Genomic DNA, 26,570 nt, shown 5'->3' on the forward strand with positions numbered 1-26,570 from the left:
TATATGATATCAAATTTAAAACTTTAAGTTGATTGTATATTAATATTTCAATCAAATTTCTAGTAATTTTAAATTACCATTTTACCATCAGCCTCTCTGAAAAAATCATTTACAGAAAGAACAAGCTAAAATTACAAAGCTTGAAATACAAAAATAATTATTTTATAAATTTATCTTACATAAGAAGTTTATATCTCTATATCTTAACATAGATATTTATTTAAATTTTTAAAATTTCTATTTTAACGAGAATTCTATATACTATATTTATAATATAACTTAAATATTTGTTGCTTTTTAGCTGGAACACTATTTAGTTAGTAAGTAAAATTGTGTTGAATATGACAAAAATAAAAAAAGATGTTGCTGTTATTATGGGAAGTGAGTCAGATTACACCACTATGGTCCATACTGTCGATATGCTAAAAGCATTAGAAGTTTCACATGACATATTCATAATATCTGCACATAGAACACCAGAAAGGCTCTTCAATTTTGCTAAATCTGCACAAGAAGAAGGTTTCAAGGTTATTATAGCTGGTGCAGGAGGTGCAGCTCATTTACCTGGTATGGTTGCGTCATTAACTTGTTTACCAGTTATCGGCGTTCCTGTGCATAGTAAACAATTAAATGGGCTGGACAGTCTACTCTCTATAGTTCAAATGCCAAAGGGTGTTCCAGTTGCAACCATGTCTATAGGAGAAAATGGAGCATATAATGCTGCCATTACCGCCGTATCTATATTGTCAATTTCCAACAGTGAAATTGCAGGTAGGTTAAAAAAGTGGAGAGAGAGACAGACCAAAGAAGTAAAAGAAAAACCAGTTTCATAATAAATCTATGGCAATAATCCTTCTAGACACAAAAACCATAAACCGTATAGCAGCGGGGGAGGTGATAGAAAGGCCAGCAAGTGTAGTAAAGGAATTAGTGGAAAATGCAATAGATGCTGGAAGTTTAGAAATAGAGATCAAAATAGAAAGTGGTGGGCGTAACCTTATTATTGTGACAGATGATGGTAACGGAGTAGAAAAAAACGATTTAGAACTTGCGTTTATGCGCCATGCTACTTCAAAATTGAGCGATAGTGAGTTGATAGAAATCAAGCATCTTGGCTTTAGAGGAGAAGCTCTGCCTTCAATAGCAGCAGTAAGTAAGATAAAATTATCGTCTAAAGCAAGCGGAGCAAGTGAAGCATGGTCTATAAGTTATGAGGGTGGAGAAAAGATGGGGGAGCTAACTCCTTACTCTTTATCACAAGGGACACATATTGAAGTACGAGATTTGTTTTTCGCTACCCCAAATAGACTAAAATTTCTAAAAACCGAAAGAGCAGAAACTCAAAGCATTGTTGATATTGTAAACAACCTAGCAATGGTTAACTATCATATAGGGTTTACTCTCACTTCAGGTAATAAAAAGCTCTTAAAATACGCTAAGCAGACTTCGTTATTTCATAGATTGTGTGAAGTAGAAGAAGAATTTCAGGGCAATTCTTTGGAGGTCAATGAAGAAGAAGACGGCATCAAACTTACGGGACACATCTGTAAGCCAACCGTCAATCGTGGTAAGTCAACTCAGATCTATACATTTGTTAATGGAAGGCCAATTAAAGATAATTTACTTATTGGTGCGGTTAGGTATGCATATCATGATTTTATTCCAAGCGATAGGTATCCTTTTGCAGCGTTACATTTAGAGATACCTTATGATCAAGTAGATGTAAATGTGCATCCAAATAAGTCAGAAGTAAGGTTTCAGAATAAGAAGCTCATATATGAGATAGTGACAAGAGGATTAATCAAAGCATTGTCAAGAAGGATAGGCACCTTTGATGTCATTCCAGCTAGTGACCAGAAAACTACTAATACAATAGAGGGTTTTTTGAAAGGTTCATTATCAGATCCTTTTGATAAATCTGATGTTCAAAATGAATTTTATGAAAGAAGGCCAAGTCCTTTTGAAAATCAACTAATAAAAGAATTTGCTTCTCCAAATGAAAAAGCAAAAGGCTTATCAGAACAGTCAAAATCGTTTGATTATACCGGCATACAGAAATCCCCATCACAAGCGGAAATTATGGTTCTAGAAAAAAAGGTGTTAGAGCAAGTTGATTTGATAGAGAGCCACCCGCTCGGGTTTGCACGCTGTCAGGTCTATAATACTTACATTATTGCCGAGGTAAGAGACAAATTGATTATAGTTGATCAGCATGCAGCCCACGAGAGATTAGTATATGAATGCCTAAAACAAAAATCAAGTATAAAAAGACAAAAACTACTTCTTCCTGAAACGGTTGAAATCAAAAATCAAGCTGGAATGGAGATGATTGAAATCTATAAAGATAAGTTATTTGAAATGGGTTTTGATATTGAAATCAAATCAGAGAATAAAGTGATAGTAAAAGAAATCCCTGCAATTTTGGGAGCAATAGATGTGAAAGAGATGCTAATTAATATAGTGGGTAGATTAACGGAAATAGAAGATACATTGCCAGTAGAAGACAAAGTGAACAAGATATTGGCTACTATCGCTTGTCATGGATCAATTAGAGCAGGCAGGAAAATGAGGTTAGAGGAGATGAATGAGCTGCTGAGACAAATGGAAAAAACTCCATATTCCGGGCAATGCAACCACGGAAGACCAACTTATATAGAAATGAAACTCAGTGATATTGAAAAACTGTTTGAGCGCAGGTAATGAGGTTGCCATAAATATGTAAGTGCTCTTTCCTCGTCATCCAAGTAGCTCATAGAAACGGATTAAACGAAAAACGACTTGACAAACTCCGCCAGCTCCCTTATCATGACAATAAGGGTATTTATGACTCAAAACTTGTTTTTGACCTGCAGGCTCAATGACAAAATTCAGTAAAAAACTTAGGGTATTTATTGGCGGATTACATAAAATTATAGCGGCTGCATGTCTTTTTTATTTTTTCTACATTCAGCCAAATCGCGCTTATTTTAAGCGTTAGCACATTATTACAGCGCCACTTACAGTAATATAGAGTCAAAACTCGCTACTCGGGGCTTCTTTTGCCTTTTTTTTCATTTGGTAAATTTCTTAATGTTTATAGCTCAAAGAGAGGTGTCATTCCAGCACTTGATGCTGGAATCCAGGAATTTTATCAAGTATAAAAGTTATGTTAAAATGCACCATTTATGGAAAACTAGATCCCAGTGTCTGGGCACTGGGATGACATCATAGGGGCACTGGAATGACATCATAGGGGCACTGGGATGACACCCTTTCCTAGATGGAGATAAATTACAATGTTTGTACAGTTATGGGATTGCGCAGTGGATGCAGTTTAACATAAAAAGCTTTGCTTTTTGAAATTTTGGGTTATACTCAACTTCAACACTATTAGCAGGGGTAATGATCATGAATAAAGAAGAAGCTTTAAAAATTTTGGAACTAACAGATAGCCATGACGTTATCTCTAAAGCCAGAAAGAAATTATTTGATAGTGAAAAAAACTCAGATGTATTAAAAACGCAGATCGAGGCATATAAATCGCTTACCGATAGTCAAGCAGAAGCTTTTTCGGATCTTGTAATATCAGCTATTAACAGTAATGAGCTAGATTTTCTGAAGTTGTTGCTGAAGACAGTAAAAAATGATGATAAATTTAACTATTTGAATACAGAAGGTACTGGTGGCAGTATACCATTGAACTTTGCATTAAGATATACAGGTTATAAGAATGAGTCAAGAGTTAAGATCATAGCTTTGCTTTTAGAGCATGGTGCTAATCCTAATACGAGAGATCGAGAAGGTAAATCATCATTACACTATGTTATTAATAATAGTGATGGCGTTTCTTGCCACAAAGTTACTGAATCACTTTTAAATAAAGGTGCTGACCCTAATGCAAAAGATAGTCAAGGTAAAACACTGTTGCATTACTTATTTGAAGATAAAAGTCACGATCGTGTTGAAATTGCAAAATTGCTGTTGAGGAAAGGCGCTAACCCAGACTTAAAAGATCATTACAATAAAAGACCAGTAGATTATGCTGAACACAACAGTAAAGTTGGGCAGCTATTTGGTGCCGTTGATCGTGATACGGTGTTACTATACTCTGGTGGTATAGTGATTTTTTCGCTTTTTAGTATCTGCTGCGCACTTGAGGCTGCAGTTGGAGATTTCAGAAAAGCAGATAAAATCGGGTTTGCCATTTTTACAGTAAGTACTGCTGCTGTTGCATTATATTGCGCATACTGTGCAATAAAAACTGCGTTTTTTCAAAACCCTCACCAGATTTTACCGAAGCTAGAGCAGAATTTCTTAATAGTCAATCACCAAATCCAGCAGGTGCAGCTTAATAATTATAGCTAAAGTAATCTAGGTTTACCGTCATTCCGCTACTTGTTAGCGGATGAGATACCGTGAATAAATCACGGTATGACGGTTCGCGGTGGTATAGTAATTCGTCATCCCGCTACTTGTTAGCGGGATCTATGCTAAGAGATACCACGGCGGTATGACGGTTCGCGGTGGTATAGTAATTCGTCATCCCGCTACTTGTTAGCGGGATCTATGCTAAGAGATACCGCGAATGAATCACGGTATGACTTAAATTGCTGATAAATCGTCATTCCGCTACTTGTTAGCGGATGAGATACCGTGAATAAATCACGGTATGACGTATAGAAACTAAAAAAGTTCTTTTTTAAAAAACTTAAGTTATACTTATAAGTATTTGATACTTTTTATAGTGATTATGTCGAATTTAAGCTGCCTTTATGGTGATAATGCAGAATTTGTGGAAGAAATGTATAGCCGTTATCTGCAGGGCGATAAATCAATCGGGGAAGATTGGTATAGAATTTTTTCAAGCAATTTAGAAGTTAATAAAGCAGAGCCCTGCAATGCAACTAAGGTAGATGATTCAGTTTCTAGTTTAGCAAATTTCTTCAGGTCCTATGGTCACTTTTTTGCAGACTTAAACCCATTGTCACCAAGTGAGAATCAATTAATAGATTACCAAAAATATTCAAATCTATCTCCGGCAAGTGACGCTGAAATCTATAGAGATATTTACTGCAAGAATATCGGTTTTGAATTTATGCATATCTCCTCTTATGAGGAGAGAATATGGCTGCAGGAAAAGATCGAAAATCAAACCTATACGCTGAGTTCACAAGATAAAAAGGAAATCCTGAGGCACTTGATCGAATCTGAGATGTTCGAGCAATTTCTCCATATGAAATTTCCTGGATATAAACGTTTTTCTATCGAAGGTGGGGAATCAGCTATCGTTGCTATTGAAAAAATTATTAGTGATTCTGCAGCTTTTAGTATTGAAGAAATAGTCCTTGGCATGGCTCACCGCGGACGGCTCAATGTTCTAACCAAAGTTATGGGCAAAGAATATGCGGCAATGCTATCTGAATTTCAAGGCAACCTTGCATACCCAAGTGGTCTTGAGGTGTCTGGTGATGTTAAATATCACCTTGGCTATTCTTCTGATCGAGCACTTACAGGTGGCAAAAAAATACATTTAAGTTTATGCCCTAACCCATCTCACCTTGAAGCGGTGAATCCGGTTTTGGCTGGAAGAATAAGAGCAAAACAGAATATAAGGTCTGTGCTTGGCATATCAATTCATGGTGATGCGGCTTTCATCGGTCAAGGTGTCGTTGCCGAGACCTTGAGCCTAAGCAACATTGAAGGTTATAAAGTGGGTGGTATTGTGCACATTGTTATAAACAATCAAGTTGGTTTTACTGCTAACCCATGCTGCGCACGATCCTCTTTTTATTGCACTGACATAGCAAAATCAATAGAAGCTCCGGTTTTCCATGTGAATGGAGATAACCCGGAAGCTGTGAGTTTTGCTGCAAGTCTGGCGATGGAATATAGGCAGAAATTTAAAAAGGACGTAGTGATTGATATAATATGCTACCGCAAATACGGCCATAATGAAGGCGATGAACCGAATTTCACTCAGCCACTTACGTATAAGCTGATATCAAAACATAAAACTCCTGGAACATTGTATGAAGAAAAATTGACTGCAGAGAAAGTATTAGATGGCGATGAAGTAAATAAATTGCGCAGTGAGTTCAGGGCAAAATTAGATAAAAGTCTTGCTGAATCAGTGACTTACACTCCAAAAAAAGCTGACTGGTTCGGTGGAGTGTGGTCAAAATTAAGAAGAGCAAAGCTGAACGATTTGAGCGAATACTACACGGATTCTGGTGTTCCGCCAGATGAGTTGAAAAAATTGGGTGTGCATATAAATAGCAATATTCCAAGTAGCTTTAACATTAACAATAAGGTTAGAAAAATACTCGATGGAAGAATAGACAGCATAAATTCTGGTAGCAATATAGACTGGGCAACTGCCGAAAGTCTTGCATTTGCGTCACTGCTTACAGAAGGAATAGGAGTGCGTTTATCAGGACAAGATTCTGGTCGTGGGACTTTCTCGCACCGTCATTCAAGGCTTGTTGATCAGGCAACAGAAGAAGCGTTTATTCCGCTAAACAATATAAATGAAAAGCAAGCTCACTTTGAGGTCATAGATAGCGCTTTATCAGAGTATGCTGTAATGGGCTTTGAATATGGATATAGTCTTGATTCTCCGTATTCACTGGTGCTCTGGGAAGGACAATTTGGTGATTTTGCAAATGGTGCACAAATTATGATCGACCAGTTTATCGCATCTGCAGAAACAAAGTGGTTGCGATCAAGCGGTCTAGTTCTATTGTTGCCCCACGGTTATGAAGGGCAAGGACCTGAGCATAGCTCCGCACGTATAGAGAGATTTTTGCAACTCTGCGCAGAGGATAATATGCAGGTAGTTAATTGTTCCACTCCGGCGAATTACTTCCATGTCTTACGCAGACAAATGCATAGAGACTTTCGTAAGCCTTTAGTAGTGTTTACACCTAAATCACTATTGCGTCATAAAAGAGCAGTTTCTAACCTATCTGACTTTGAAGGAAAATTCCTCACGGTAATTCCAGAATGTAGAACAGGTTTAGTTTCAAATAATGAAATACGTAAAGTTGTAATATGCAGTGGTAAAGTTTATTACGATATAATTGAAATGCTTGAAACACAAAAAATAAACGATATAGCAGTGATACGTTTAGAACAATTCTATCCGTTTCCAGCCGATAAATTAAGCAGCGAACTTGAAAAGTACAAGAACGCTGAAATTATATGGTGTCAAGAAGAACCAAAAAATATGGGGGGATGGTTTTTTGTCAACCCATTGATAGACGAGGTGTTATCTGACCTCAATATTCAAGCAAAAAGACCTAAGTGTATCGCAAGACCTGCTGCTGCATCTCCTGCATGTGGTTATGCTAGTGTTCACACTCAGCAACAGGAGGAAATTTTAAAGCAGCTTAATTAAACTTCACCTCTACTAGTGGAATGTTATTCCAGCTATTGCTTCCATAGTCATCAATAGAAGCGTTTAAGTAATCTGTATCAAAGCGCACGGGCACATCAAATTCGAAGCTCGCAGTGATTATCGCATCTTTTACTGGTGGCTTCATAAATGTTATTTCTCCCGTTGAATAATTTACTGAATATTCACTCTCTTCTTTACCATTTAAATAAATCTTTACTGTCCCATGTACTGGCTTTTTGATCATGCGTATATGCTTATCTTCCCCACTTACATAAGTTTTGATTAGCTGAAAAGTCGTTTTTTTGTTATCTCCTATACCAATCTTTTGATTAATGGCTATAAAATCTGACCAATCCTTAAAACGAAACCCTATTGCTTTACCTTTTCGTGCATGAAAAAATGTTATGAGTTCTGTTAGCTGCTCGTTTGATCTGACCCCGTAAGCTATGTTGTATCTAGTGCGTGCATGAGACCAATTGATGTTGCGCTGTTCACAACCGTTATGAGTTGTTACAACGTCAGTGGAAAATTCCGGTCCTCCAGTGGAACCATAAGATATATTTTCTGGAAATCTAATTTCTGTGAATGACATATGTCCTCCTATGAAAGTAAAATTGAGGTGGTGTAGTAAAACAGGAAAGATCTTAAATTTTTAAAGTTGCTTTATTAATAAGACCGTGCATTTTTAATCCTATTTCTTCTAGAAAAGTAAGGGTACTATTTTCTTCTAACTCACTTTTCAGTTCGTTAATGTTCTTATGACTCTGCGTTAATTGATATACACAAACACATCCAACGACTAAAGCAATTCCAGTAAGACATGCAAAAGGAATTGCTTGAGTAATGATAGCAGCTATAGCAGATGCTGTGAATACTATAGCAGCTATCACAGCAACTGTGCCATAAACAGCTTCTTTCTTGGGAGTGTTAAATAAACTGTGTCAAACCGAAAAAAAAGTAATAAATTGATATAAAAAAATGGAGGTTTGACAATGAGTCAGAAAGTAGTAAACAGAACTACCGGTTTGGTAGATTATAAAGAATTAGAAACAAATATCCTGTCGTCTATACGAGAAGGAAGACCGTTGACAGGAAGAGATGGAGCATTAACACCGTTTATAAAAAAGTTGCTGGAGGTAAGCCTGGAAGGTGAAATAGAAAACCACTTGTCGGCTGAAAGCGAAGAGAATAATCGAAGAAATGGGAGGAATGCAAAGACTTTACGTACAAGCGCAGGGTCATTTGAGCTTTTGACGCCAAGAGATAGGGAAGGAAGTTTCGAACCACAAATAGTCAAAAAAAGGCAAACAAACTTACATCCAGAGCTTGAAACGAAGATTTTGAGCACATTTGCCAGTGGTATGGGCTATAGAGATATAGTGTCACATGTTGAGGAAATTTATGATCACAAAATATCGGTGGCAGAGATATCAAGTATTACTGACAAATTGCTACCAGTAATCAACGAATGGCGTAGTCGCCTGCTGCAGTCTGTATATCCGATAGTTTTCATGGTTTTTTAAAGTCAAAGAGGACGGGCATTGCGTAAGTAAATGCATGTATAACATATTAGGCATAGATCAAAATGGCAAAAAAGAAGTATTAGGTTTTTATTTGGCTGAAAGTGAAGGAGCTAACTTCTGGTTGGGAGTGCTAAATGACCTCAAAGAAAGAGGAGTAGAAGATATCCTTATTGCCTGCGTTGATGGGCTGAAAAGCTTTCCTGCAGCTATAAACAGTGTCTTTCCTAATGCGGAAGTGCAGATGTGTATAGTGCATCAGATACGCAACTCACTGAAGTATGTGGCCAGTAAAGATGCGAAGAGTTTTTTGAGCGATTTAAAGAAGGTATATCAAGCTTCAAGCAAGGAAATTGCCGAGAATTATCTGTTGGAATTGGATGAAAAATGGGGCACAAAGTACCCTATGGTTATAAAATCTTGGCAGAATAATTGGGAAAACTTGTCTGGTTATTTTAAGTATTCTGGTCCAGTTAGGAGGATAATCTACACCACCAATCCCATAGAGGGGCTACATAGGCAAATTAGGAAATTCACTAAGACCAAAGGCTCATTTACCAGCATAAATGCCTTGTATAAGCAGGTATATTGTGCTATAAAGAAGGCAGAGGAAAAGTGGACGATGCCTGTACATGATTGGGCATTAACTATCTCTCAACTTGATGTTTTCTTTCCTGGCAGATTGAAAATTGAGTTGAACTAAAAATGCGGTTTGACACAGTTTATTTAACACTCCCTCTTTCTTGTAATTATTAATTAATTTTTTTTGTATTTCTTTTTGTTGTGTTTTTTGTTCTTGCTGATGAGAGGAAGGGATTTCTTTATCTATGTGAATTTGTAAAACCGGCGCACTAGTACTGGTATTAATTATTTCTTGTTGTACTTTTTGCTCTGATTGATTAGAAGTAGGAATTTCTCTATCCGTATAAACAGTCGCACTAGCGCTGGCATTAATTCCTTCTTGTCGTGTTTTTTGCTCTAGTTGATGAGAAAAAGGGATTTCTTTATCCGTATAAACAGTCGCATTAGTGCTGGTATTAATTCTTTCTTGTTGTACTTCTTGCTCTGGTTGATTAGAAGGAGGAACTCTTTTATCTGTACTAAAAATTTCTTCACTAGAAACTTGTTGATCTTCTTTTATATCTTCAGAAATTCCACTAAGGAGTGGTACAAAATGTTGCATGTAATTCACTACTCCTACAGTTTTTTTACTATTATCTATCTTTAATTGATCAAGATTCACATCTTGTATAAAAACTTCTAGATCATCATCATGTGCTGTAATTTTAGTTACTGTAACTTTTTGACTATCTTCCTCTATTGAATAAATATAAAGCTCCACTTCATACTTATCACATATCATTCTCCCTTCAACCCCTGGGCGACCCCATATAGGTGGGCTAGCTTCTGTAGCCATACTTCTAATATCTTTTAAATATCTATCAAAAGATGCAATATTGTCTGGTATAATATTGTTCTGGTTATCTTTCATTACATTTCCGTTTGAACCTATCATAGGTACAGCATATCCTTCAGCAATATTTTTTGTTATTTCATTAAAAACCCATCGTGAGTCCTTTTTGTTTTCAGCATAATCTGCACAATCTTTTCTTAATGATTTTGCGGTAAAACGATAACCAGGTTTTATATTTAACTCATTCAACCCTTGAGCCACGGAGTCAAAAAAGCAATCTCCTGTCTTTATAGCAATTCCTATGTTTAGATTTTTGGGACAAGCATTTTTTAAATTATGCAGTAAATCACTTGATTTTTTCTTTTCTTTGATTTGTCGAAAAAGAGCAATTGGTTCTCTTGTATAATTAGGCTCTTTCATATTGTAACCTCAGAATGGTAGCTATATGTTAAGTTTAACACTTTTTAATGGATTAGTCAACCTTTGCAGGCTAAGGTTATGCTCGACTGTAGGCATCACCTGCTTTTCTTGAGCTACTGCGTATCTTATACGTACTGCTATTTATCACATTCATAATTAGATTCGTTTACGTTGTCAAGTAAAAAAATAAAATTTTATAGCAAATTAATCGCTGAAGCTAGTTTTTGCTTGCGACTTAATTCATCTACTTTTTTGCGTAATACATTCAAATCAGTTGCTCCTACAAACAGACTATCCCCAATTATTAAAAAAGGTGTGCCCCCTACTCCCAAATCTCTTACTAGGAGCTTACTGCCATTTATCATTTGCTCAATTTTGTCCGCGTTATTTTTCATGGAATTATTAAAATCGTCCTCATCAATCCCTATGCTTTTCACTATATCCAATATGCTTTCGTCTGAAAATCCTCCTTTGTGACTTAAAGCAGAATAGTGAAAGTCGAAATATTTTTCTTTATCAATAAAGTAAACAGCTAAAGCGCTTTTTGCTGCCCTTAAAGAGTCATTACCAAGTATTGGAGCATCCCTAAAGATATACTTAATTTTACCGTCGTTAATTAACTGTTTTATATCGTCTTTTATAGTCTTGCAATATCCACAAGAATAGTCAAAGAAACCTACAGCTATAACACTACTATTTTCATTTCCGGAGTAAGGATAAGTAAGGTCAAATATTTGATCCTTGTATTGTGAAATTTTACTTTTGGTCACATTATCTCGAGCAGCGTAACTACTTTTAATCGACTCCTCTTTGAGAGTTTTTACGATCTTATCAAAATTTCTACTTATATAATTATCTAATTTCTCACCTATATAATCATCGCTTAGCATTTGGCTGCGATTTGAAAGCCAATTGTTTATTACTGGTAAACTTGCTACTGCCAGTATAAGGATCAATAAAAACGATATTCTAGACATACAATTTATTTAAAAACCTACAACATAAAACTTTAGTACACATTTATCTGTATATTAAAAGAAGCATCTAATATTAATATATGAAAACATTTATATCAAGTGTATTTTATAACCAGTTTTGCCTCAAATGCAAACTTTACGTACAATGGAACTCAAGCACATTACTGAAAAGCTCATCAGAAGACTTGGTGATGCAAATGACCAAACCATCGCCAGAATAGCCAATTATGAGATGCTCTATCTTTTACCGCCGCGTATAACAACTGTAAACATGGCGGTAAAAAAAGTTGATCATCTTATAACCGCCGTGTATAATGCTAACAAATGCGGCGGTAAATTATATGAGCGAACCAATAATTGGTAGAGAAAAGGAAATAGCCATTCTAGAAAGTAAGCTTCTCTTTTCCCCATTTGCTGAGTTTATTGCAGTGTATGGTCGGCGTCGTGTGGGTAAGACGTACCTAATAAAACAATTTTTCAGTAAACATGCCGATGTTTTATTTGAACAAACAGGTCTTAATAATGGTACTATGCAGGAACAACTTGCAATTTTTACACAGTCGTTATCAAATACTTTTTATAAAGGTGCAAAAATGGCTTTGCCTGAAGTGTGGCTGGATGCATTACAACAATTAACACTTGCTATTGATAACACACATGAGAATGAACACATTGTCTTATTTTTTGATGAACTTCCATGGTTAGCTACAAGAAAGTCTCGTTTTCTAGAAACGTTAGAATATTTTTGGAATATACATTGGACAAACCGAAAGAAGCTTATCTTGGTTGTATGTGGTTCAGCAGCTTCTTGGATGTTGGAAAATATAATTTATACCAAAAGGGGGGTTGCATAACCGCATTACCGCAAGGATACCTTTGCAGCCTTTTAACTTACGTGAAACTAAAGAGTATCTAAGATATTTAGGAATCAACCTTAATCACCAGCAGATATTACAGATCTATATGGCTATTGGAGGAATACCACATTACCTTAAGGAAGTAAGTAAAGGATTATCAGCAGCACAAAACATTAATATGATCTGTTTTCAGAAGGGTGGTTTGTTATTTGATGAATTTGATATGTTGTTTCACTCCTTGTATGAAGAGCCAGAGACATATCTAAATATCATTCGTGCGATTGCAAAAAAGCCAAAAGGGATAAGCAGAAAAGAACTTATAAAAGCGACTAAAATCACTGAGGGTGGTCGCTTAACTGCTAAATTAAGGAGTTTAGAAGAAGCAGGATTTATTGGTGGTTTTTTACCATTGAACAAGGGAAAGAGAGGAGTATATTACAGGGTAATGGACGAATATGTATTATTTTATCTAACGTGGATTGAGCCGTTTAAGGAAGTAACAAAAAGGGCAATAATAAGTGATGCTCACTATTGGGAGTTAGCAATAAAGAAACCAGCTTGGCAAACATGGACAGGGCAAACATTTGAAGCAGTGTGTTTTAAACATGCCAATGTAATTAGAAAAAAATTAGATATAGAGCATATAGCAGTTATATGTGGAGATTGGCAATATCAACCAGAAAAATACAGTAAAGAGTCTGGTGCTCAAATAGATCTAGTTTTCGATCGAGAAGATGGATGTGTAATGCTCTGTGAGATAAAATATAGTGATAAACCTTATACAGTAACAAAGGAATTTGTCGAACAATTAAAAAGAAAAGAAGCAATTTATAGAGAAAAAACGAAATCAAAGAAGCAAATATTCTGGGTGTTAATTGCTGCAAATGGAGTTTCTGAGAACCAATATCTAAAAGATACGATACATCATGTGATTACACTAGAAGACTTGTTTTAAGTTATTTTAAATTTTAATATGTACACCAACTTACGCGACTTCATTAAAGCCTTAGAAGAAAAAAAAGATCTGATTAGGATTAAGGAGGAAGTTTCAACAGTTCTTGAAATGACAGAAATTCACCGTAGGGTTTTGTCAAATAAAGGACCAGCTATCATCTTTGAAAATGTTGTCACGGAAAACGGTAAAAATTCGATTCCAGTTTTGGTGAATTTATTTGGTACTATTAAGAGGATTGCATTGGGGTTGAACATAAACCCTGGTGAACTAAGAGATCTTGGTAAACTTTTAGCATTTTTGCGATCACCTGAGCCACCAAAAAACTTCAAAGATGCCGTGAAAATGTTTCCTTTACTAAAAGTTGTATTGTCGATGCGAAGTAAAGTTGTGAGCAAGGCTCCATGTCAAGAAGTGGTGCTAACTGGGGATGAGGTGGATCTTAGTTTGCTACCTATTCAAACATGCTGGCCAAATGAACCTGCACCACTTATCACCTGGCCAATTGTGGTGACAAAAGGCCCAACGGAAGACAAGCAAGATAATTTCAATCTTGGAATATATCGTATGCAGGTTATAGATAAAAAAACGACTCTAATGCGCTGGCTTGCACATCGTGGTGGTGCAGGTCACCACAAACGATGGAAAGAGAAGGAACAAAATATGAAATTTCCTGCTGCTGCTGTGATCGGTAGTGATCCTGCAACAATTATTGCTGCGGTAACTCCAGTACCAGAAACATTGTCAGAATACCAATTTGCTGGGTTGCTGCGCAAAAAACCGCTTGAGCTTGTAAATTGTAAGACTATTCCGCTTCAAGTGCCAGCTCATGCAGAGATTGTTCTGGAAGGCTATGTAAGTTTGGATAGATATCAAGATGAAGGGCCATACGGAGATCACACCGGCTACTATAATTCTGTTGAGCAATTTCCAGAATTTAATATTACTGCAATTACTATGCGCAAAAATCCAATTTATCTCAGCACTTTCACTGGCAAGCCACCTGATGAACCATCAATTCTTGGTGAAGCGCTCAACGAAATCTTTGTGCCCATTCTTATCAATCAATTTCCAGAGATAGTGGATTTTTATCTACCACCAGAAGGTTGTTCATATAGAATAGCGGTGATATCGATAAAAAAGTCTTATCCAGGGCAGGCAAAAAGAATTGTTATGGGCATACTTTCCTTTCTAAAGCAATTTTTATACACGAAGTTTATTATCGTTGTTGATGATGATATAAATGTACGTGATTGGAAGGAAGTGATGTGGGCAATATCAACGAGAATGGACCCTGTGCGTGACACAATCACAATAGAGAACGCACCTATTGATTATTTAGATTTTGCTTCCCCTGAAAGTGGACTTGGAGGTAAAATGGGATTTGATGCAACAAATAAAATCCCGCCTGAAACCAAACGAGAATGGGGAGAGAAAATTAAAATGAGTGAGGAAATAGTAAGAAAAGTCACGGAGAAGTGGGAAGAATATGGATTGACAGGTGATTAAATTATGATGTAGCCTATCGCCGTATATCCGGGGGTGGGTTGTTGTGAGGCTTTTTCACTTTTTATTCTTGTTAATGTGTTTTTCTCTGTATTACTATGCGGGTTTTATATTTTCGCCCTGCCCAAAAGCTACGGTTTGCTTTTCACCTGGAGAAGATTGTGCTGTACCGATAATCAGCGTAATAGATCAGTCTAAAAAATCTATCTTAGTTCAAGAATATACATTTACTCTTGGAACAGTTGCAAAATCTTTGATTAATGCTAAAGAACGCGGTGTTGATGTTAAAGTCATCTTAGATAAATCGCAACTCTACTCAAAATATAGTGTTATAAATGAATTATTTTCAGGTGGAGTACCAATTTGGATCGATGATAAGCCAAAGATTGCTCATAATAAGATAATGATTGTTGACAATCAAAAAGTCATCACAGGGTCATTTAACCTTAGTAAGACAGCTAAAAAAGGAAATGCTGAAAATTTATTAATTATTACAGATTATCCTGAATTGATTCAGCAGTATGTGAAAAACTGGGAGGCACGAATGTCACAATCTTATAAATACGCTCCCAACTAATCGAGAGCGCTTGCTTAAAATCAGTTCTAAAAACAGCAAGAGAGAGCTTTTTTGATTGATTGACATAATGATTATGATATAATGAACTAAAAGTTTAAGGAATAAAGTAATGGATTATATAAATGATGCTGACGGTAGCTACACTGCCATTCATGATTTTTTTCAAAACAACGGTGTTGGAGATTACAAAGTTCAATGCAGTTATGGTGGGGTGCCGTATGCTACTGATGAGTACGTGCATTCTGGCGATAAATTTTGGAGTAATAATTTCATAGACTCACATTTTGGCAGGGAAATAAAAATGTATCCTCAAAGTGAACTTTTAGCTAAAGAATATGCTGGAAATACGTTGCCAGTTTCAATATCACTAGATAAGGATTTAATAAAAATGAAGGAATGTCAGAAAAAAACGAAATTTGTGGAACTAGAAAGGGAGTCAGGTGATTTAGTGTATGATAAGCAAAAGCATGTAAAGTGTTACACAACAAAGCTATCATATGATGATGTACATATTTACAATAACGATAAAGTTTCAACATTTAGCATAAAATACGACGTGCCAAATGATCCGAAATACAGTTTAAATATAACATTTACAAAGGTTAATGATAATAAACCAGGATTTTGGCAAAAATTTAAAAACATGTTTTAACCTGACCGTTCACTGGTTTTTACTCAATCAATCAATTACATTCTGTAATATTTGGGACGTCAAAAATTGACTTTATTTTTCTTGAGCTTTTTTTAATTTAAAATAAATACAGAAGCTTGTATCTTGAAATTTGCTGCAAGTGCAATTGCTTTCTAGCTATCTTTTATGGTATCTGTTCAGCTAAGCGGTGTGAGAGATAATATAGCTAATACCAAATTCCATTACTAATCGAACAAATAAGAAACATTACAAACTCGTTTAATAGTAGTGCTGGAAATACTGACAATAAAATTACACAGAACATCTTCAAGTAAGCCTATGGTATCGTAGACTCTGTTGCGTAAAGTATTGTGTTTGATATATTGCCACAGCCTCTCAACAGGATTCAGTTCCGGTGAATAAGGAGGCAAGTATATAATGGTAATGTTTTCCTGAAATTTCAAACTTTTTGATCTATGCCAACCTGCACAATCCATTACAAGAAAGACTTTTTTCGTGCCTAAATCTTTCGACATCTGCTCCAGAAATATATTCATACAATCAGTGTTTACATATGGAGCAAGTAGGCTAATTTTCTTACCACTTCTTGGATTTACTGCACTGTAGATATAGAAATTTTGTCTACCAATTTTCATTTTAACCTGCGTTCTGACCCCTTTTTTAAACCATCCGTGTCCGATTTTTGAATGAGTTCCAAATCGTGATTCATCAAAAAAATACCTCCTTTTCAGGGTGGGAATTGACTATTTTATTGAAGTATTTTTTAAACTCTTCTTGCTTTTTTTTATCTTGTTTATGGTGAATTGGCCTCGGTGTTATGTAAGAAAATTTCATCCTTTGTATCTCACGGTGCACTGTTGATTTGCTAATGTTTAGGCCAAATTCCTCTGAGATTTTTATTTGCACTTCCTTAATAGTAATATTTGGATTTCTTTCTACCCATATTTCAATTTGCTCACGTTGATTTTTGTTTAATTTGCTTTTCCTTCGCCGTTGAGACGGGGCAAATAATCTTTCTACTCTACCAAATTTTAGATGCTTTATCCATTCAGTCAAAGCAGTCCTTGAAATTTTACATATTCTTGCCACAGCGCTTATACTACTTTCTTTTCCTACTATCACCGCTTGTAACTTTTTTGAAACATATGCGTTATTTCTGACCTTTTTTAACATTTCTTTCGCCAAATTTACAACTTTTTCGTCTAATAGTTTTGACCTTAATGCCATTTATACCTCTCTATTTTATCTACTTTAGTATCACTTCTTTCCCATTATTGTCTATCTGTTCTTTACATAGTGGGAATTGGTATAAACTGACTTAGATTTACCGATAATTTGAAAAACAAAAATTCGTCATTCCGCTACTTGTTAGCGGAATCTATGCTGAGATACCGCGGCGGTATGACGTAGGAAAACCTTTCTTGGGTTAGCTATATCAGTTAATATTAAATTTTTATAATTAAAAAATATGCTATTTTTTAAAACTTTCATTCTCCTTGACTCTGTCAACTTCACAAAACAACTCTTGGACCAAATGTATCTGGCATAACACCTTTTGGTAACTTGCTACTTCTTTTTTTTCCGCATCTCCAACAACGGCCATTGATATTCCACTACATAAGGCTTAATTTTTGGTAGATCAACTTTTTTATGAATAATACTATGCTTCTCCTTAAATTGACCATTTCCCCTAAACGCTATTAGCTTCCTTAAAACTTACATTAATGCCTATTTTGCCTAAACTGAAGCGTCTTTTCCAATTTTTTCTAGCATCAACTCAGCAGCTTTTTGTTCAGCAATCTTTTTACTAGAAGCACATGCAGAAACTTTACCATAATCTTCTATGCAAACTGATATAGTAAATTCAGGATTGTGTGCTGGTCCAGTTTGTTTTACAAGCTCATACTCTGGTAAAGGCAATTTGTTTTTCTGAGTCCACTCTTGCAGTGAGGTTTTAGGATCTTGAGGGGGGTCAAGCATGCTTTTAGCTAGCTTTTCCCAATATTGGGTAATAAATTTTTCAACATTTTCAAGTCCGCCATCAATATAAATTGCACCTATTAGTGCTTCAAGCGAGTTTTCTAAATTTTTTAGGTTACATCTTCCTCCATTGCAGCGTTCACTATTATTCATGATGATAAAGCTGCCTAATTTTATTTCTTTAGCAACATTAGCAATGGTGTTGCCACAAACTAAATCCGTCTTTCTTTTTGCCAATGCTCCTTCTTTTTCTTCAGGAAATAGTTTAAACAGTATGGCAGATACGACCATATTCAAAACACTATCGCCCAAAAACTCTAGTCTTTCGTAGCTTACAATCTGGTTTTTGCTATTCCTTTTATTTACGCTTGGGTGAGTTAGTGCCTCTTCTAATATTGCATAATTTGTAAATTTATAATCAATGATCTTAGATATTGCATCATTCAAACTCTTCATACCCATTATTTAAAAGAAAAGCACTTTCTACCACCTTTATACCAGAGAATTAGTCTTATTTTATTAAAATAATACCACCAACTTCCAAAATTAATGTATACAACCCACCACCTCACTAATGTTACTAAATCCATCTCTCCTTATTAGTTCTGCAAGTTCTAGATTAATTTTGTTTACAACTTGAGGTCCGTGGTATATGAGAGCAGTGTACAACTGCACCAAAGAGGCTCCTGCCTTTATTTTTTTATATGCATCAGCACCACTTGAGATTCCTCCGCACCCTATCAATAATATTTTGCCCTTAGTAAATTTGTACATATCGCCCAATAACTCGGTTGAAAGTTTGAACAGTGGTTTGCCACTCAATCCGCCACTTTCGTTGTGGTGGGAATGCAGATTATCTCTACTTACCGTAGTGTTGCTTACTGTTAATCCGTCAATCTTATATTCCAACGCAAGCTCAGCGATATTTTCTTTCGTTTGCTGATCTATATCTGGTGAGATTTTTAATATTATTGGTATGGATTTAGAATTATCAATTGATTTCCGGATGGATTTCAACAATTTCGATAATTCTTGCTTATTGTGCAGATTGCGTAAATTAGGCGTATTTGGAGACGAGATGTTCAGCACTATATAATTGCTTTTTCCATATACCATCTTTATTAAATCAACATAATCACTAATTTGGTCTTTCGATGCACTATTTTTTCCTATATTTATGCCAAAAATGCAGTCATCAAGCTTGGTTTCATCTATTTGTTTAAGAAAATAGTCTATTCCTTTATTGTTAAATCCCAATCTGTTAATTACCCCTTGATCTTTAATTAACCGAAAAATTCTTGGTTTTTTGTTTCCATATTGTGGATTACGAGTTACAGTACCAGTTTCAATAAACCCAAAACCAAATGAAAGCATAGGCCTTATAACTTCTGCATTCTTGTCAAAACCTGCAGCCAGGCCCACGGGGCTTCTGAGCTTATTACCAAAAAAATTCACACTCAAAGATTCTGGTAGCTCTATAGGATTCTTATAAGGTATTTTCTTTAATGCCATGATTGCCAAAGAGTGAGCAACTTCAGGCGGCAGTAAAAACAATAAATTACGTAATATCATTTTGTAAAACACTTTGCTTATTTTTAGTTTATTTTTTACCATGAAACGCTATAAGAGTATAACCATAACTTGAAAAGAAATTGATTTTACTTATGAATAATGGACAAGCTTTCTCTATAGGTTACACACTTAAAGCTACTGTTGAATTGAGCAACTTTTACAAGATATAGAAAATGAAAGAGGCCGGGACCGGAATTGAACCGGTATAAAAGGATTTGCAGTCCTCCGCATAAGCCATTCTGCCACCCAGCCGTTTTTTATGTGTAGATATCCATTATATCTTTTAGCATAGATAAAGCTTCCTCCCTTTTGCGTTGAAAAGTGTTACGTCCAATGATTGAACCATTACCACCTCCCTGCTTAATTTCTTTCGCTTCATTGCATATGTCATCTACTTCCTTCGATTCGCCACCAGAAAAAACTACTATTCTTTTCCCTGCAAAGCAAGATTTTTTAATATATTCAATTCTTTTAGATAATGATTCAATATTTTCTGTTTCTATCTTTTCTTTTTCCAAATATCTAGTTGGAAGCTTTACTTTGATTATATTAGCGCCAAGTAAAGCTGCTATGTGCGCAGCATAGGCAATAACATCAACTGCTGTTTCACCTTCTTTGGAAATTCCTTCACCACGTGGATAAGACCATAGCACTACTGCAAGCCCATAAGATTTGGCTTCAGCTACGATTTCACGGGCTTCTTCCATCATATCAAAACACTTAGCAGAACCAGGATATATAGTAAATCCAACAGCCAAGCAGCCCAAACGCAGTGCATCTTTCACAGAAGAGGTTATTGCTTGATCAGAAGTCAGATTTTTTGAATGTAAGGAGTTGGAACTATTAAGTTTCAAAATAAGTGGGAGCATTCCAGCATAAGTTGAAGCACCAGCTTCAATCATACCAAGTGGAGCAGCATATGCACTTACTCCCGAATCAACTGCAAGCTGAAAATGATAATGTGGGTCATAAGCATCAGGGTTAACTTCAAAGCTTTTTATTGGCCCGTGCTCAAATCCTTGATCTACTGGCAGAATCACTAACTTGCCAGTACCGCCAAGCTTTCCATGCATGAGAATACGAGTAAGATTTGCTTTTACCCCGGGGTTTTCACTTTCGTAGTAGCTTAGGACTTGTTTTACTTTATCACTTATCACTATAATTCAAATTAAATTTAAGTTATAAATTGTAACAAAGATGAAGTTCAATACAAGGATTTTAAACTATATTAAAAGCAATTTTATTTTCTACTTTATTCATATAGATTCTTAATTTCTTTCCTTTTATTAATTTACGATTCAGTATTTCTTCCGCTAAGTAACTTTTTATCTCTTTTTCAATAAGTCTCTCTATCGGACGTGCTCCCATTTCCTTACTATAACCCATTTGTACAAGATAAGATTTCACTTCATCCTCTACCAAGCAGTTTATGCCTTTTTGCGTCAGTTGCTTTTTCAGTTCTAGGACAAATTTATCCACAATATGCAAAATCACATCCGTACTTAAGTCAGAAAAAGAAATAATCGCATCAAGACGATTACGAAATTCAGGGCTAAAAACCTGTTCTATTGCTTTTTCGCTATCACCAATGTTAAAATTTTTATGCCCAAAGCCAACAAAACTTTTGCTGCGTTCAACTGCTCCTGCATTAGTTGTCATAATTAAAATTATATTGGAAAAGTTAACTTTACGTCCGTAAGTGTCTGTAACACAACCATAATCCATAATTTGTAGCAATATATTATAGATATCGCTATGGGCCTTTTCAATTTCATCAAGCAGCACAACACTATATTGATTGTTAGATACAGACTCTGTGAGTAATCCACCCTGATCATAACCTACATATCCAGGAGGAGAACCAATCATCCTTGATATCGTATGAGATTCAATATATTCGGACATATCAAAGCGTATAAGATTCATGCCCATGCTTTCTGCTAATTGTTTTGCTAGCTCGGTTTTATCAACACCGGTTGGCCCTGCAAAAAGATAATTTGCTAAAGGCTTATTGTAATTTCTCAACCCAGATTTAGCAATTTTAATAGAATTAACAAGAGATTCTATTGCCTGCTCTTGGCCAAAAATCACCTTTTCTAGATTAGCTTTTAAAGACTTTACTTTCTGCAAATCATCAGATTCAGATCCGCAAGGCACATTTGTAATTCTAGTAATGGTATTCTTAATATCTCTACTATTTACAATTTTACCCCTGTTTCTTAGCAATTTACAATATGCCCCTGCCTCATCAATAACATCAACCGCTTTATCAGGTAATATTCGCCCAGTAATATACTTATGCGAAAGTTCAGCCGCAGACCTAATGGCATTCTTTGTATAATATACTCCATGATACCCTTCATAGTAGTGCTTTATACCATCTAGTATCTTTATCGTTTCATTAACAGAAGATTCTTTAACATTAATTTTTTGAAACCTTCTCGCTAGTGCTTTATCTTTTTCAAAACTAGTGCTGTATTCTCTATATGTAGTTGCACCTATACAACGCAGTGTACCTCTTGCAAGCGCAGGTTTGAGTAGGTTACCTGCATCAAGAAAGCTACCACTTGTAGAACCTGCTCCAATGATAGTGTGTATTTCGTCAATAAAAAGGATAGCACCTGGTTTTGCCTCAATCGCTTTTATTATAGATTTTATTCTCTCTTCAAAATCACCTCTGTAGCGTGTCCCTGCAAGGAGTGATCCTAAATCCAAAGCATAAATTATACTGGACCTGAGCGCACTCGGAACACTGCCTTCAATGATCTTGAGTACCAAACCCTCAACTATTGTTGTTTTGCCAACACCTGGGTCTCCAACATATAAAGGGTTGTTTTTTCTACGCCTCAATAATATTTCTATAGTGCGATTTAATTCATAATCACGACCAATAACATAATCTATTTTTTTGCTTCTTGCATAGTCATTTAAATTTTTACAATAACTTTGTAGAACTTCCTCATCTTTTAGTAGCTCACCTTTATTTACTGTAGTAGGAGCGTCATTATTTTTATCAAGTTTTACTTTATGATTGGTGGTGTATTCATCTATATCGCTCAAGTATTTCATATTAGATATATGGTAAATCAAATTGGAATCTTTCACACTTTGTTTCTGCAATAGATCTTCAACGTATAAATCTTGCCCAGACAAAATTTCTACTAGAACACTTGCTCCATTTATTTCTTTTTTTCCCAAGCTATGAGCCCGTATTATTGCTCTGTGTATTATGCATTGAAACATTGAGCTAGGTTTAACTCCACTGATAATCAATTCAGAACTGCTTTGTAAAAACCCTTTTATATTATTATTATAATCATTAGCCTTAATATTGCATCTTGATAGAATGTTATCCATATTGATGATTTCATCGGCTCTGATATTACATCTTGATAAAACGTAATTTACATCCACGTCTTTAGTTAACGCCAGCAATAAATGTTCTACTTTCGCATATTTTAGATTAAAATTAGAAGCAATGAGTAGCGCTCTATTCAAACTTGCCTCTAAGTTTTTGGAAATCATCTCCTATTCTCTTTAAAAGTGGGAACTCATATATAATGAATAGCACACAATTATTAAAAAAATTGAAATCCAGCAGTTCGCTGTAGCCAATTTGAATCCCCACTCTGGATCTACGTCATAGCACCGCGATATCTCAACATAGATTCCGCTAATGAGTAGCGGAATGACGAGTTTTACGCTTATCAAGTTGTAGGTAAATCCTATTTAATATGCTTTTTCTAGTACTCTGCTTTTCTTCTTAAATGCATTGATCTTTTTTCTACCGTATTTAGTCTTTAACGTACTTGGCCTTTTAAAGACCTTTTTGCTATTACGTTTTTTAAATTGCACACTACAATCAAAATTTGGCTCTCCTTCTTTGTCTGCCAATGCAGGCAGTCTTCTCTTATCTTGAGGTGTAACAAAAGATAGCGCATGCCCTTCAGCTCCAGCACGTGCAGTTCTGCCTATACGATGAATATAGTCAGCTTGCGATTGTGGTGCATCATAATTGATAACATGTTGAATGTGGGGAATATCAAGGCCGCGAGAAGCAACATCTGTTGCAACCATGATTTGATTGCGGCCACGACGAAAAGAATTAATGACCCTTTCGCGCTTGTGCTGCCTTAAATCACCATGAATTGCTAAAGCGCTATAGTCATCTTTGTGCAATCTGCTAGCTAGCTGATCCGCTCCTTGCTTTGTTTTGACAAAGATAATGATTGATCCTTCGCGCTGACATAGTTGTGTAACAAGCTTTTCATATTTTTCTGATTCTGATGCATAAACAATCTCTTGCTTAATTTTTACAGAAGTTGTAGTCTCACAATCAACAGAAATACGTTCTGGTCGATTAAGGTACTTCTCAGTAAGTTTAACTATATCACTAGGAAGAGTTGCAGAAAACATAAGAGTCTGCCGTATTTTTGGCAGATATTTCATGATCCCTTCAATTTGAATTCCAAAGCCCATATCAAACATACGATCCGTTTCATCAAGCACAAGAACGCTAACATTGCGAGTAATCAAAGTTTTACGCTCAATATGGTCTATAATACGACCAGGAGTACCTATTACAATTTGTGGTTTTTTCTGAAGCTGATTTAGCTGCCTAAAAATAGGCTCACCACCAATCAATAAAGCGACCCTTAGTGCAGAATTTTGAAATAAGAGTTTTCTTATCTCATTTGTTACCTGATGCGCAAGCTCCCTGGTTGGCACGATGACTAAAGCTGAACCAGTGTTAGGCTCATTCAGCAACTTAGCAACCAACGGAATAGCAAATGCCAAAGTTTTTCCAGTTCCCGTTTGAGCAGACCCAAGAATATCTTTACCTTGTAGCGCTAAGGGAATCGCTTGTATTTGAATCGGAGTTGGGACGAAAAGATTATTTTTATCTAGAGCTTGTGTAAGCGAAGCTGGGAGACCCATCTCATAAAAATTATTCACAATACGTTAATCCTATTAAAAGACTTCATAATAGATTAATCTTCCAATCTTAAATTTATTGCAGATTTTTTATCTTCTCCGTTTCTACCACGCTCCTCTTTAACCTCATAACTCACCCTTTCTCCTTTTATCCCCTTTTCTTTATTCTCTCCTTTAAGTGTCTCAGGCCTTATTCCTGAACGTTCCAACGTGCTAATATGTACAAAAACGTCACCCCCTTTACCTTCTGGCTTGATGAAACCATAGCCTTTTTCGGCATTAAACCATTTTACATTACCAAATTCCATTTAAACAACTCCCAAATTATTAATTAACATTACTAATGTGATGAAAAACTTTGAAATTACGATTGAGAATGCTTTAAGCTTAGCTATTGAAACTAAACCTTTATACTCCATAGTCTATTCTTAACATTACATGACAATAATACACAATTGTTGTACTTAATGCAAATAAATTTTTTAATCGTTAAGCGAACCTGCAACCGTCATTTCGCTAACTTTAATCGTTGGTGAATTAAATTGCCCACAAAAAGTTAGATCATCTGCAACGACTAAATTGCTAAACATATCCTTTAAATTGCTAGCAATGGTAATCTCATGTATTGGATACGTTATTTTTCCATTTTCTATAAAAAATCCGGAAGCGCCTTGGCTGTAATCGCCATTGATTAAATTAACACCAAAACCAAATAAATCAGTTACATATATTCCCTCTTTCACTTCCTGAATTAATTCTTCAAACGATACATTACCATTCTCAATGTAGAGGTTACTAGCTGCAGGAATAACTGCAGCATTACTTACACGAGTTGCACTTCCGGTTGTTTCTGAGTCTAATTTTCTAGCCGAGTATAAGTCTAAAATCCAATTTTGTAATATTCCGTTTTTTACAAATATATTTTTCTTGCTAGTTATCCCTTCTCCATCAAATGGTCTCGATGCTATGCCTCTTGGCAACAATGGATCATCGACAATATTAATTCTATCGTTGAAAATCTGAGCGTTTAAACTACCCCTCAAGAAAGAACTGTTGCTTATAATACTGCTCCCATTTATAGCAGAAGCAAAACTTTTTACTAGCCCTTTTGCTGCTCTTTTTTCAAAAATAACTGGAAATTTACCAGTTTTAATTGTACGTGAATTCAATTGATCAACTGCTCTTTTTGCTGCTTCTTTTCCCATTAACTCTGGCAACTTTAAATCACTAAAATTACATGCTATATCATAATCGTAACCAACCTTCATTTCACTTTCTCTTCCAGCAACAACAGAGACCTGATTAGCAAAGGTTGATTTACTAAACGAGCCAATAAAACCAGAAACAGTCGATAATACTGTATTCACTAAAGCGTATGAAGAAGAGGCTCCTTCAGAATTAGTGATACTCTTATGTGCAAGGGCTGAATTTTCTGCAGCTTCAGCAATTTCTTTTAGGTTATCAACGGTTACAACATTATTATCTGAGATACTTAAATCTGCAGAAGAGATATAATTACTACCATTTACAGCAAAATTAATGCAAGGATCTTCTGGCGCATTCTTTGCCATTTCTACCACTTGGCTTACCGTATCACTAAGATTATTCAAATCGTTTGTAGAAATATACGCAGCTTTATTTTTACCTGCTATAGCTCTGATTCCTACAGTGCAATTTTTAGATTGTGATATTTGCTCAATTTTTGATAGACGCTGAGAAACTGAAGTCTTATTAGTTTCATATATTGTAACTTCCGCATCTTGATTCTGCTTTTTTATTAATTTAGTGATATCTGCTGCAATATTTAATATATTCATTTTCTATTCCTTAGAT

At 35.6% G+C, this 26,570-nt stretch carries 23 protein-coding genes, 1 tRNA gene and 2 pseudogenes; 12 read left to right on the forward strand and 14 right to left on the reverse strand.

Translation table 11 applies throughout. The features are described from left to right. Positions 1-341: 341 nt before the first annotated feature. The 5 genes from purE to ABWU36_RS01940 all read left to right on the forward strand — a co-directional run bounded on the left by purE (position 342) and on the right by ABWU36_RS01940 (position 7,375). Positions 342-833 (forward strand): 5-(carboxyamino)imidazole ribonucleotide mutase, encoded by a 492-nt coding sequence (purE, locus tag ABWU36_RS01920; protein WP_253307285.1) that lies wholly within the window; start codon positions 342-344, stop codon positions 831-833. Positions 834-840: 7 nt separating this feature from the next. Beyond that, positions 841-2,700 carry a DNA mismatch repair endonuclease MutL gene (gene mutL / locus ABWU36_RS01925; protein ID WP_353272932.1) on the forward strand — a complete coding sequence of 620 codons (1,860 nt, stop codon included), beginning with the start codon at positions 841-843 and terminating at the stop codon, positions 2,698-2,700. 369 nt (positions 2,701-3,069) lie between these two features. Beyond that, complete coding sequence (locus tag ABWU36_RS01930) at positions 3,070-3,210, forward strand: hypothetical protein (RefSeq protein WP_264736007.1); 141 nt, start codon at positions 3,070-3,072, stop codon at positions 3,208-3,210. Positions 3,211-3,387: 177 nt separating this feature from the next. After that, positions 3,388-4,344, forward strand: a complete 957-nt coding sequence (locus tag ABWU36_RS01935) for an ankyrin repeat domain-containing protein (RefSeq protein ID WP_353272933.1) — start codon at positions 3,388-3,390, stop codon at positions 4,342-4,344. A 385-nt stretch (positions 4,345-4,729) separates the two neighbouring features. Then, positions 4,730-7,375, forward strand: a complete 2,646-nt coding sequence (locus ABWU36_RS01940) for a 2-oxoglutarate dehydrogenase E1 component (protein WP_353272934.1) — start codon at positions 4,730-4,732, stop codon at positions 7,373-7,375. Here ABWU36_RS01940 and ABWU36_RS01945 read toward each other — a convergent pair. Continuing rightward, positions 7,368-7,967: a TIGR02217 family protein gene (locus ABWU36_RS01945; RefSeq protein WP_253307282.1), complete on the reverse strand. Its 600-nt coding sequence runs from the start codon at positions 7,965-7,967 to the stop codon at positions 7,368-7,370. The two genes, ABWU36_RS01940 and ABWU36_RS01945, sit on opposite strands and share 8 nt — an antisense overlap. A 52-nt stretch (positions 7,968-8,019) precedes the next feature. Beyond that, positions 8,020-8,265 (reverse strand): hypothetical protein, encoded by a 246-nt coding sequence (locus ABWU36_RS01950; protein WP_253307281.1) that lies wholly within the window; start codon positions 8,263-8,265, stop codon positions 8,020-8,022. 102 nt (positions 8,266-8,367) lie between these two features. Here ABWU36_RS01950 and ABWU36_RS01955 point away from each other — a divergent pair. Continuing rightward, a pseudogene (locus ABWU36_RS01955) lies at positions 8,368-9,598 on the forward strand (IS256-like element ISWpi15 family transposase). Here the strand turns inward: ABWU36_RS01955 and ABWU36_RS01960 are convergent. Both ABWU36_RS01960 and ABWU36_RS01965 read right to left on the reverse strand, forming a co-directional pair. Beyond that, positions 9,539-10,729 (reverse strand): hypothetical protein, encoded by a 1,191-nt coding sequence (locus ABWU36_RS01960; RefSeq protein WP_253309837.1) that lies wholly within the window; start codon positions 10,727-10,729, stop codon positions 9,539-9,541. The pseudogene ABWU36_RS01955 and the gene ABWU36_RS01960 sit on opposite strands and share 60 nt — an antisense overlap. A 194-nt stretch (positions 10,730-10,923) precedes the next feature. Next, positions 10,924-11,706, reverse strand: coding sequence for a DsbA family protein (locus ABWU36_RS01965; protein WP_253309838.1), 783 nt, complete (start codon positions 11,704-11,706; stop codon positions 10,924-10,926). A gap of 127 nt (positions 11,707-11,833) precedes the next feature. Between ABWU36_RS01965 and ABWU36_RS01970 the strand changes: the two genes are divergently transcribed. The 6 genes from ABWU36_RS01970 to ABWU36_RS01995 all read left to right on the forward strand — a co-directional run bounded on the left by ABWU36_RS01970 (position 11,834) and on the right by ABWU36_RS01995 (position 16,250). Then, the gene (locus tag ABWU36_RS01970; protein ID WP_264732495.1) at positions 11,834-12,070 is read left to right on the forward strand and encodes a hypothetical protein; all 237 of its coding nucleotides are present in this window, start codon (positions 11,834-11,836) and stop codon (positions 12,068-12,070) included. Then, the gene (locus tag ABWU36_RS01975; protein WP_253309840.1) at positions 12,048-12,560 is read left to right on the forward strand and encodes an AAA family ATPase; all 513 of its coding nucleotides are present in this window, start codon (positions 12,048-12,050) and stop codon (positions 12,558-12,560) included. The genes ABWU36_RS01970 and ABWU36_RS01975 overlap by 23 nt, the downstream gene beginning before the upstream one ends. 109 nt (positions 12,561-12,669) lie before the next feature. Beyond that, complete coding sequence (locus ABWU36_RS01980; RefSeq protein WP_265016485.1) at positions 12,670-13,518, forward strand: AAA family ATPase; 849 nt, start codon at positions 12,670-12,672, stop codon at positions 13,516-13,518. 18 nt (positions 13,519-13,536) lie between these two features. Then, positions 13,537-15,024, forward strand: coding sequence for a UbiD family decarboxylase (locus ABWU36_RS01985; protein ID WP_253309842.1), 1,488 nt, complete (start codon positions 13,537-13,539; stop codon positions 15,022-15,024). Between the two features lie 43 nt (positions 15,025-15,067). Further along, positions 15,068-15,598, forward strand: coding sequence for a phospholipase D family protein (locus tag ABWU36_RS01990; protein WP_253309843.1), 531 nt, complete (start codon positions 15,068-15,070; stop codon positions 15,596-15,598). A 109-nt stretch (positions 15,599-15,707) separates the two neighbouring features. After that, positions 15,708-16,250, forward strand: coding sequence for a hypothetical protein (locus tag ABWU36_RS01995; protein ID WP_253309844.1), 543 nt, complete (start codon positions 15,708-15,710; stop codon positions 16,248-16,250). A gap of 224 nt (positions 16,251-16,474) precedes the next feature. Here the strand turns inward: ABWU36_RS01995 and ABWU36_RS02000 are convergent. The 10 genes and pseudogenes from ABWU36_RS02000 to ABWU36_RS02045 form a co-directional block, all read right to left on the reverse strand. Further along, positions 16,475-17,477, reverse strand: a protein-coding gene (locus tag ABWU36_RS02000) for an IS630 family transposase (protein WP_353272868.1) whose coding sequence is annotated in 2 segments (ribosomal slippage) — positions 16,475-16,966 and positions 16,968-17,477 — 1,002 coding nt in all. Because the reading frame shifts where the segments join, the coding sequence is not laid out codon by codon here. A 293-nt stretch (positions 17,478-17,770) separates the two neighbouring features. Continuing rightward, positions 17,771-17,906: pseudogene (locus ABWU36_RS02005) on the reverse strand (IS66 family transposase); the annotation flags it as partial. A gap of 81 nt (positions 17,907-17,987) precedes the next feature. After that, the gene (rnc, locus tag ABWU36_RS02010) at positions 17,988-18,686 is read right to left on the reverse strand and encodes a ribonuclease III (protein WP_253309845.1); all 699 of its coding nucleotides are present in this window, start codon (positions 18,684-18,686) and stop codon (positions 17,988-17,990) included. Between the two features lie 90 nt (positions 18,687-18,776). After that, entirely contained in the window at positions 18,777-19,844 is a 1,068-nt protein-coding gene (locus ABWU36_RS02015) for a quinone-dependent dihydroorotate dehydrogenase (RefSeq protein ID WP_264688383.1), read from the reverse strand. Between the two features lie 138 nt (positions 19,845-19,982). Next, a tRNA-Cys gene (locus ABWU36_RS02020) sits at positions 19,983-20,054 on the reverse strand. Positions 20,055-20,059: 5 nt separating this feature from the next. Beyond that, the gene (locus ABWU36_RS02025) at positions 20,060-20,956 is read right to left on the reverse strand and encodes a class I fructose-bisphosphate aldolase (RefSeq protein WP_253309992.1); all 897 of its coding nucleotides are present in this window, start codon (positions 20,954-20,956) and stop codon (positions 20,060-20,062) included. Between the two features lie 64 nt (positions 20,957-21,020). After that, positions 21,021-23,327 carry an AAA family ATPase gene (locus ABWU36_RS02030; protein WP_353272935.1) on the reverse strand — a complete coding sequence of 769 codons (2,307 nt, stop codon included), beginning with the start codon at positions 23,325-23,327 and terminating at the stop codon, positions 21,021-21,023. Between the two features lie 204 nt (positions 23,328-23,531). Next, the gene (locus tag ABWU36_RS02035) at positions 23,532-24,758 is read right to left on the reverse strand and encodes a DEAD/DEAH box helicase (RefSeq protein WP_253309848.1); all 1,227 of its coding nucleotides are present in this window, start codon (positions 24,756-24,758) and stop codon (positions 23,532-23,534) included. A 35-nt stretch (positions 24,759-24,793) separates the two neighbouring features. Continuing rightward, positions 24,794-25,045, reverse strand: a complete 252-nt coding sequence (locus ABWU36_RS02040) for a cold-shock protein (RefSeq protein ID WP_064124857.1) — start codon at positions 25,043-25,045, stop codon at positions 24,794-24,796. Positions 25,046-25,219: 174 nt separating this feature from the next. Next, positions 25,220-26,554: a TldD/PmbA family protein gene (locus ABWU36_RS02045; RefSeq protein WP_353272936.1), complete on the reverse strand. Its 1,335-nt coding sequence runs from the start codon at positions 26,552-26,554 to the stop codon at positions 25,220-25,222. Positions 26,555-26,570 lie beyond the last annotated feature (16 nt).

This window comes from Wolbachia endosymbiont (group A) of Portevinia maculata (assembly GCF_964028525.1).
GTDB lineage: Bacteria > Pseudomonadota > Alphaproteobacteria > Rickettsiales > Anaplasmataceae > Wolbachia.

Bases quoted from the DNA above. Each gene is read 5' to 3' on its own strand.
- purE (WP_253307285.1), top strand. From the start codon at position 342: ATGACAAAAATAAAAAAAGATGTTGCTGTTATTATGGGAAGTGAGTCA.
- mutL (WP_353272932.1), top strand. From the start codon at position 841: ATGGCAATAATCCTTCTAGACACAAAAACCATAAACCGTATAGCAGCG.
- ABWU36_RS01930 (WP_264736007.1), top strand. From the start codon at position 3,070: ATGTTTATAGCTCAAAGAGAGGTGTCATTCCAGCACTTGATGCTGGAA.
- ABWU36_RS01935 (WP_353272933.1), top strand. From the start codon at position 3,388: ATGAATAAAGAAGAAGCTTTAAAAATTTTGGAACTAACAGATAGCCAT.
- ABWU36_RS01940 (WP_353272934.1), top strand. From the start codon at position 4,730: ATGTCGAATTTAAGCTGCCTTTATGGTGATAATGCAGAATTTGTGGAA.
- ABWU36_RS01945 (WP_253307282.1), bottom strand. From the start codon at position 7,967: ATGTCATTCACAGAAATTAGATTTCCAGAAAATATATCTTATGGTTCC.
- ABWU36_RS01960 (WP_253309837.1), bottom strand. From the start codon at position 10,729: ATGAAAGAGCCTAATTATACAAGAGAACCAATTGCTCTTTTTCGACAA.
- ABWU36_RS01965 (WP_253309838.1), bottom strand. From the start codon at position 11,706: ATGTCTAGAATATCGTTTTTATTGATCCTTATACTGGCAGTAGCAAGT.
- ABWU36_RS01970 (WP_264732495.1), top strand. From the start codon at position 11,834: ATGCAAACTTTACGTACAATGGAACTCAAGCACATTACTGAAAAGCTC.
- ABWU36_RS01975 (WP_253309840.1), top strand. From the start codon at position 12,048: ATGAGCGAACCAATAATTGGTAGAGAAAAGGAAATAGCCATTCTAGAA.
- ABWU36_RS01980 (WP_265016485.1), top strand. From the start codon at position 12,670: ATGGCTATTGGAGGAATACCACATTACCTTAAGGAAGTAAGTAAAGGA.
- ABWU36_RS01985 (WP_253309842.1), top strand. From the start codon at position 13,537: ATGTACACCAACTTACGCGACTTCATTAAAGCCTTAGAAGAAAAAAAA.
- ABWU36_RS01995 (WP_253309844.1), top strand. From the start codon at position 15,708: ATGGATTATATAAATGATGCTGACGGTAGCTACACTGCCATTCATGAT.
- rnc (WP_253309845.1), bottom strand. From the start codon at position 18,686: ATGAAGAGTTTGAATGATGCAATATCTAAGATCATTGATTATAAATTT.
- ABWU36_RS02015 (WP_264688383.1), bottom strand. From the start codon at position 19,844: ATGGTAAAAAATAAACTAAAAATAAGCAAAGTGTTTTACAAAATGATA.
- ABWU36_RS02030 (WP_353272935.1), bottom strand. From the start codon at position 23,327: ATGATTTCCAAAAACTTAGAGGCAAGTTTGAATAGAGCGCTACTCATT.
- ABWU36_RS02040 (WP_064124857.1), bottom strand. From the start codon at position 25,045: ATGGAATTTGGTAATGTAAAATGGTTTAATGCCGAAAAAGGCTATGGT.
- ABWU36_RS02045 (WP_353272936.1), bottom strand. From the start codon at position 26,554: ATGAATATATTAAATATTGCAGCAGATATCACTAAATTAATAAAAAAG.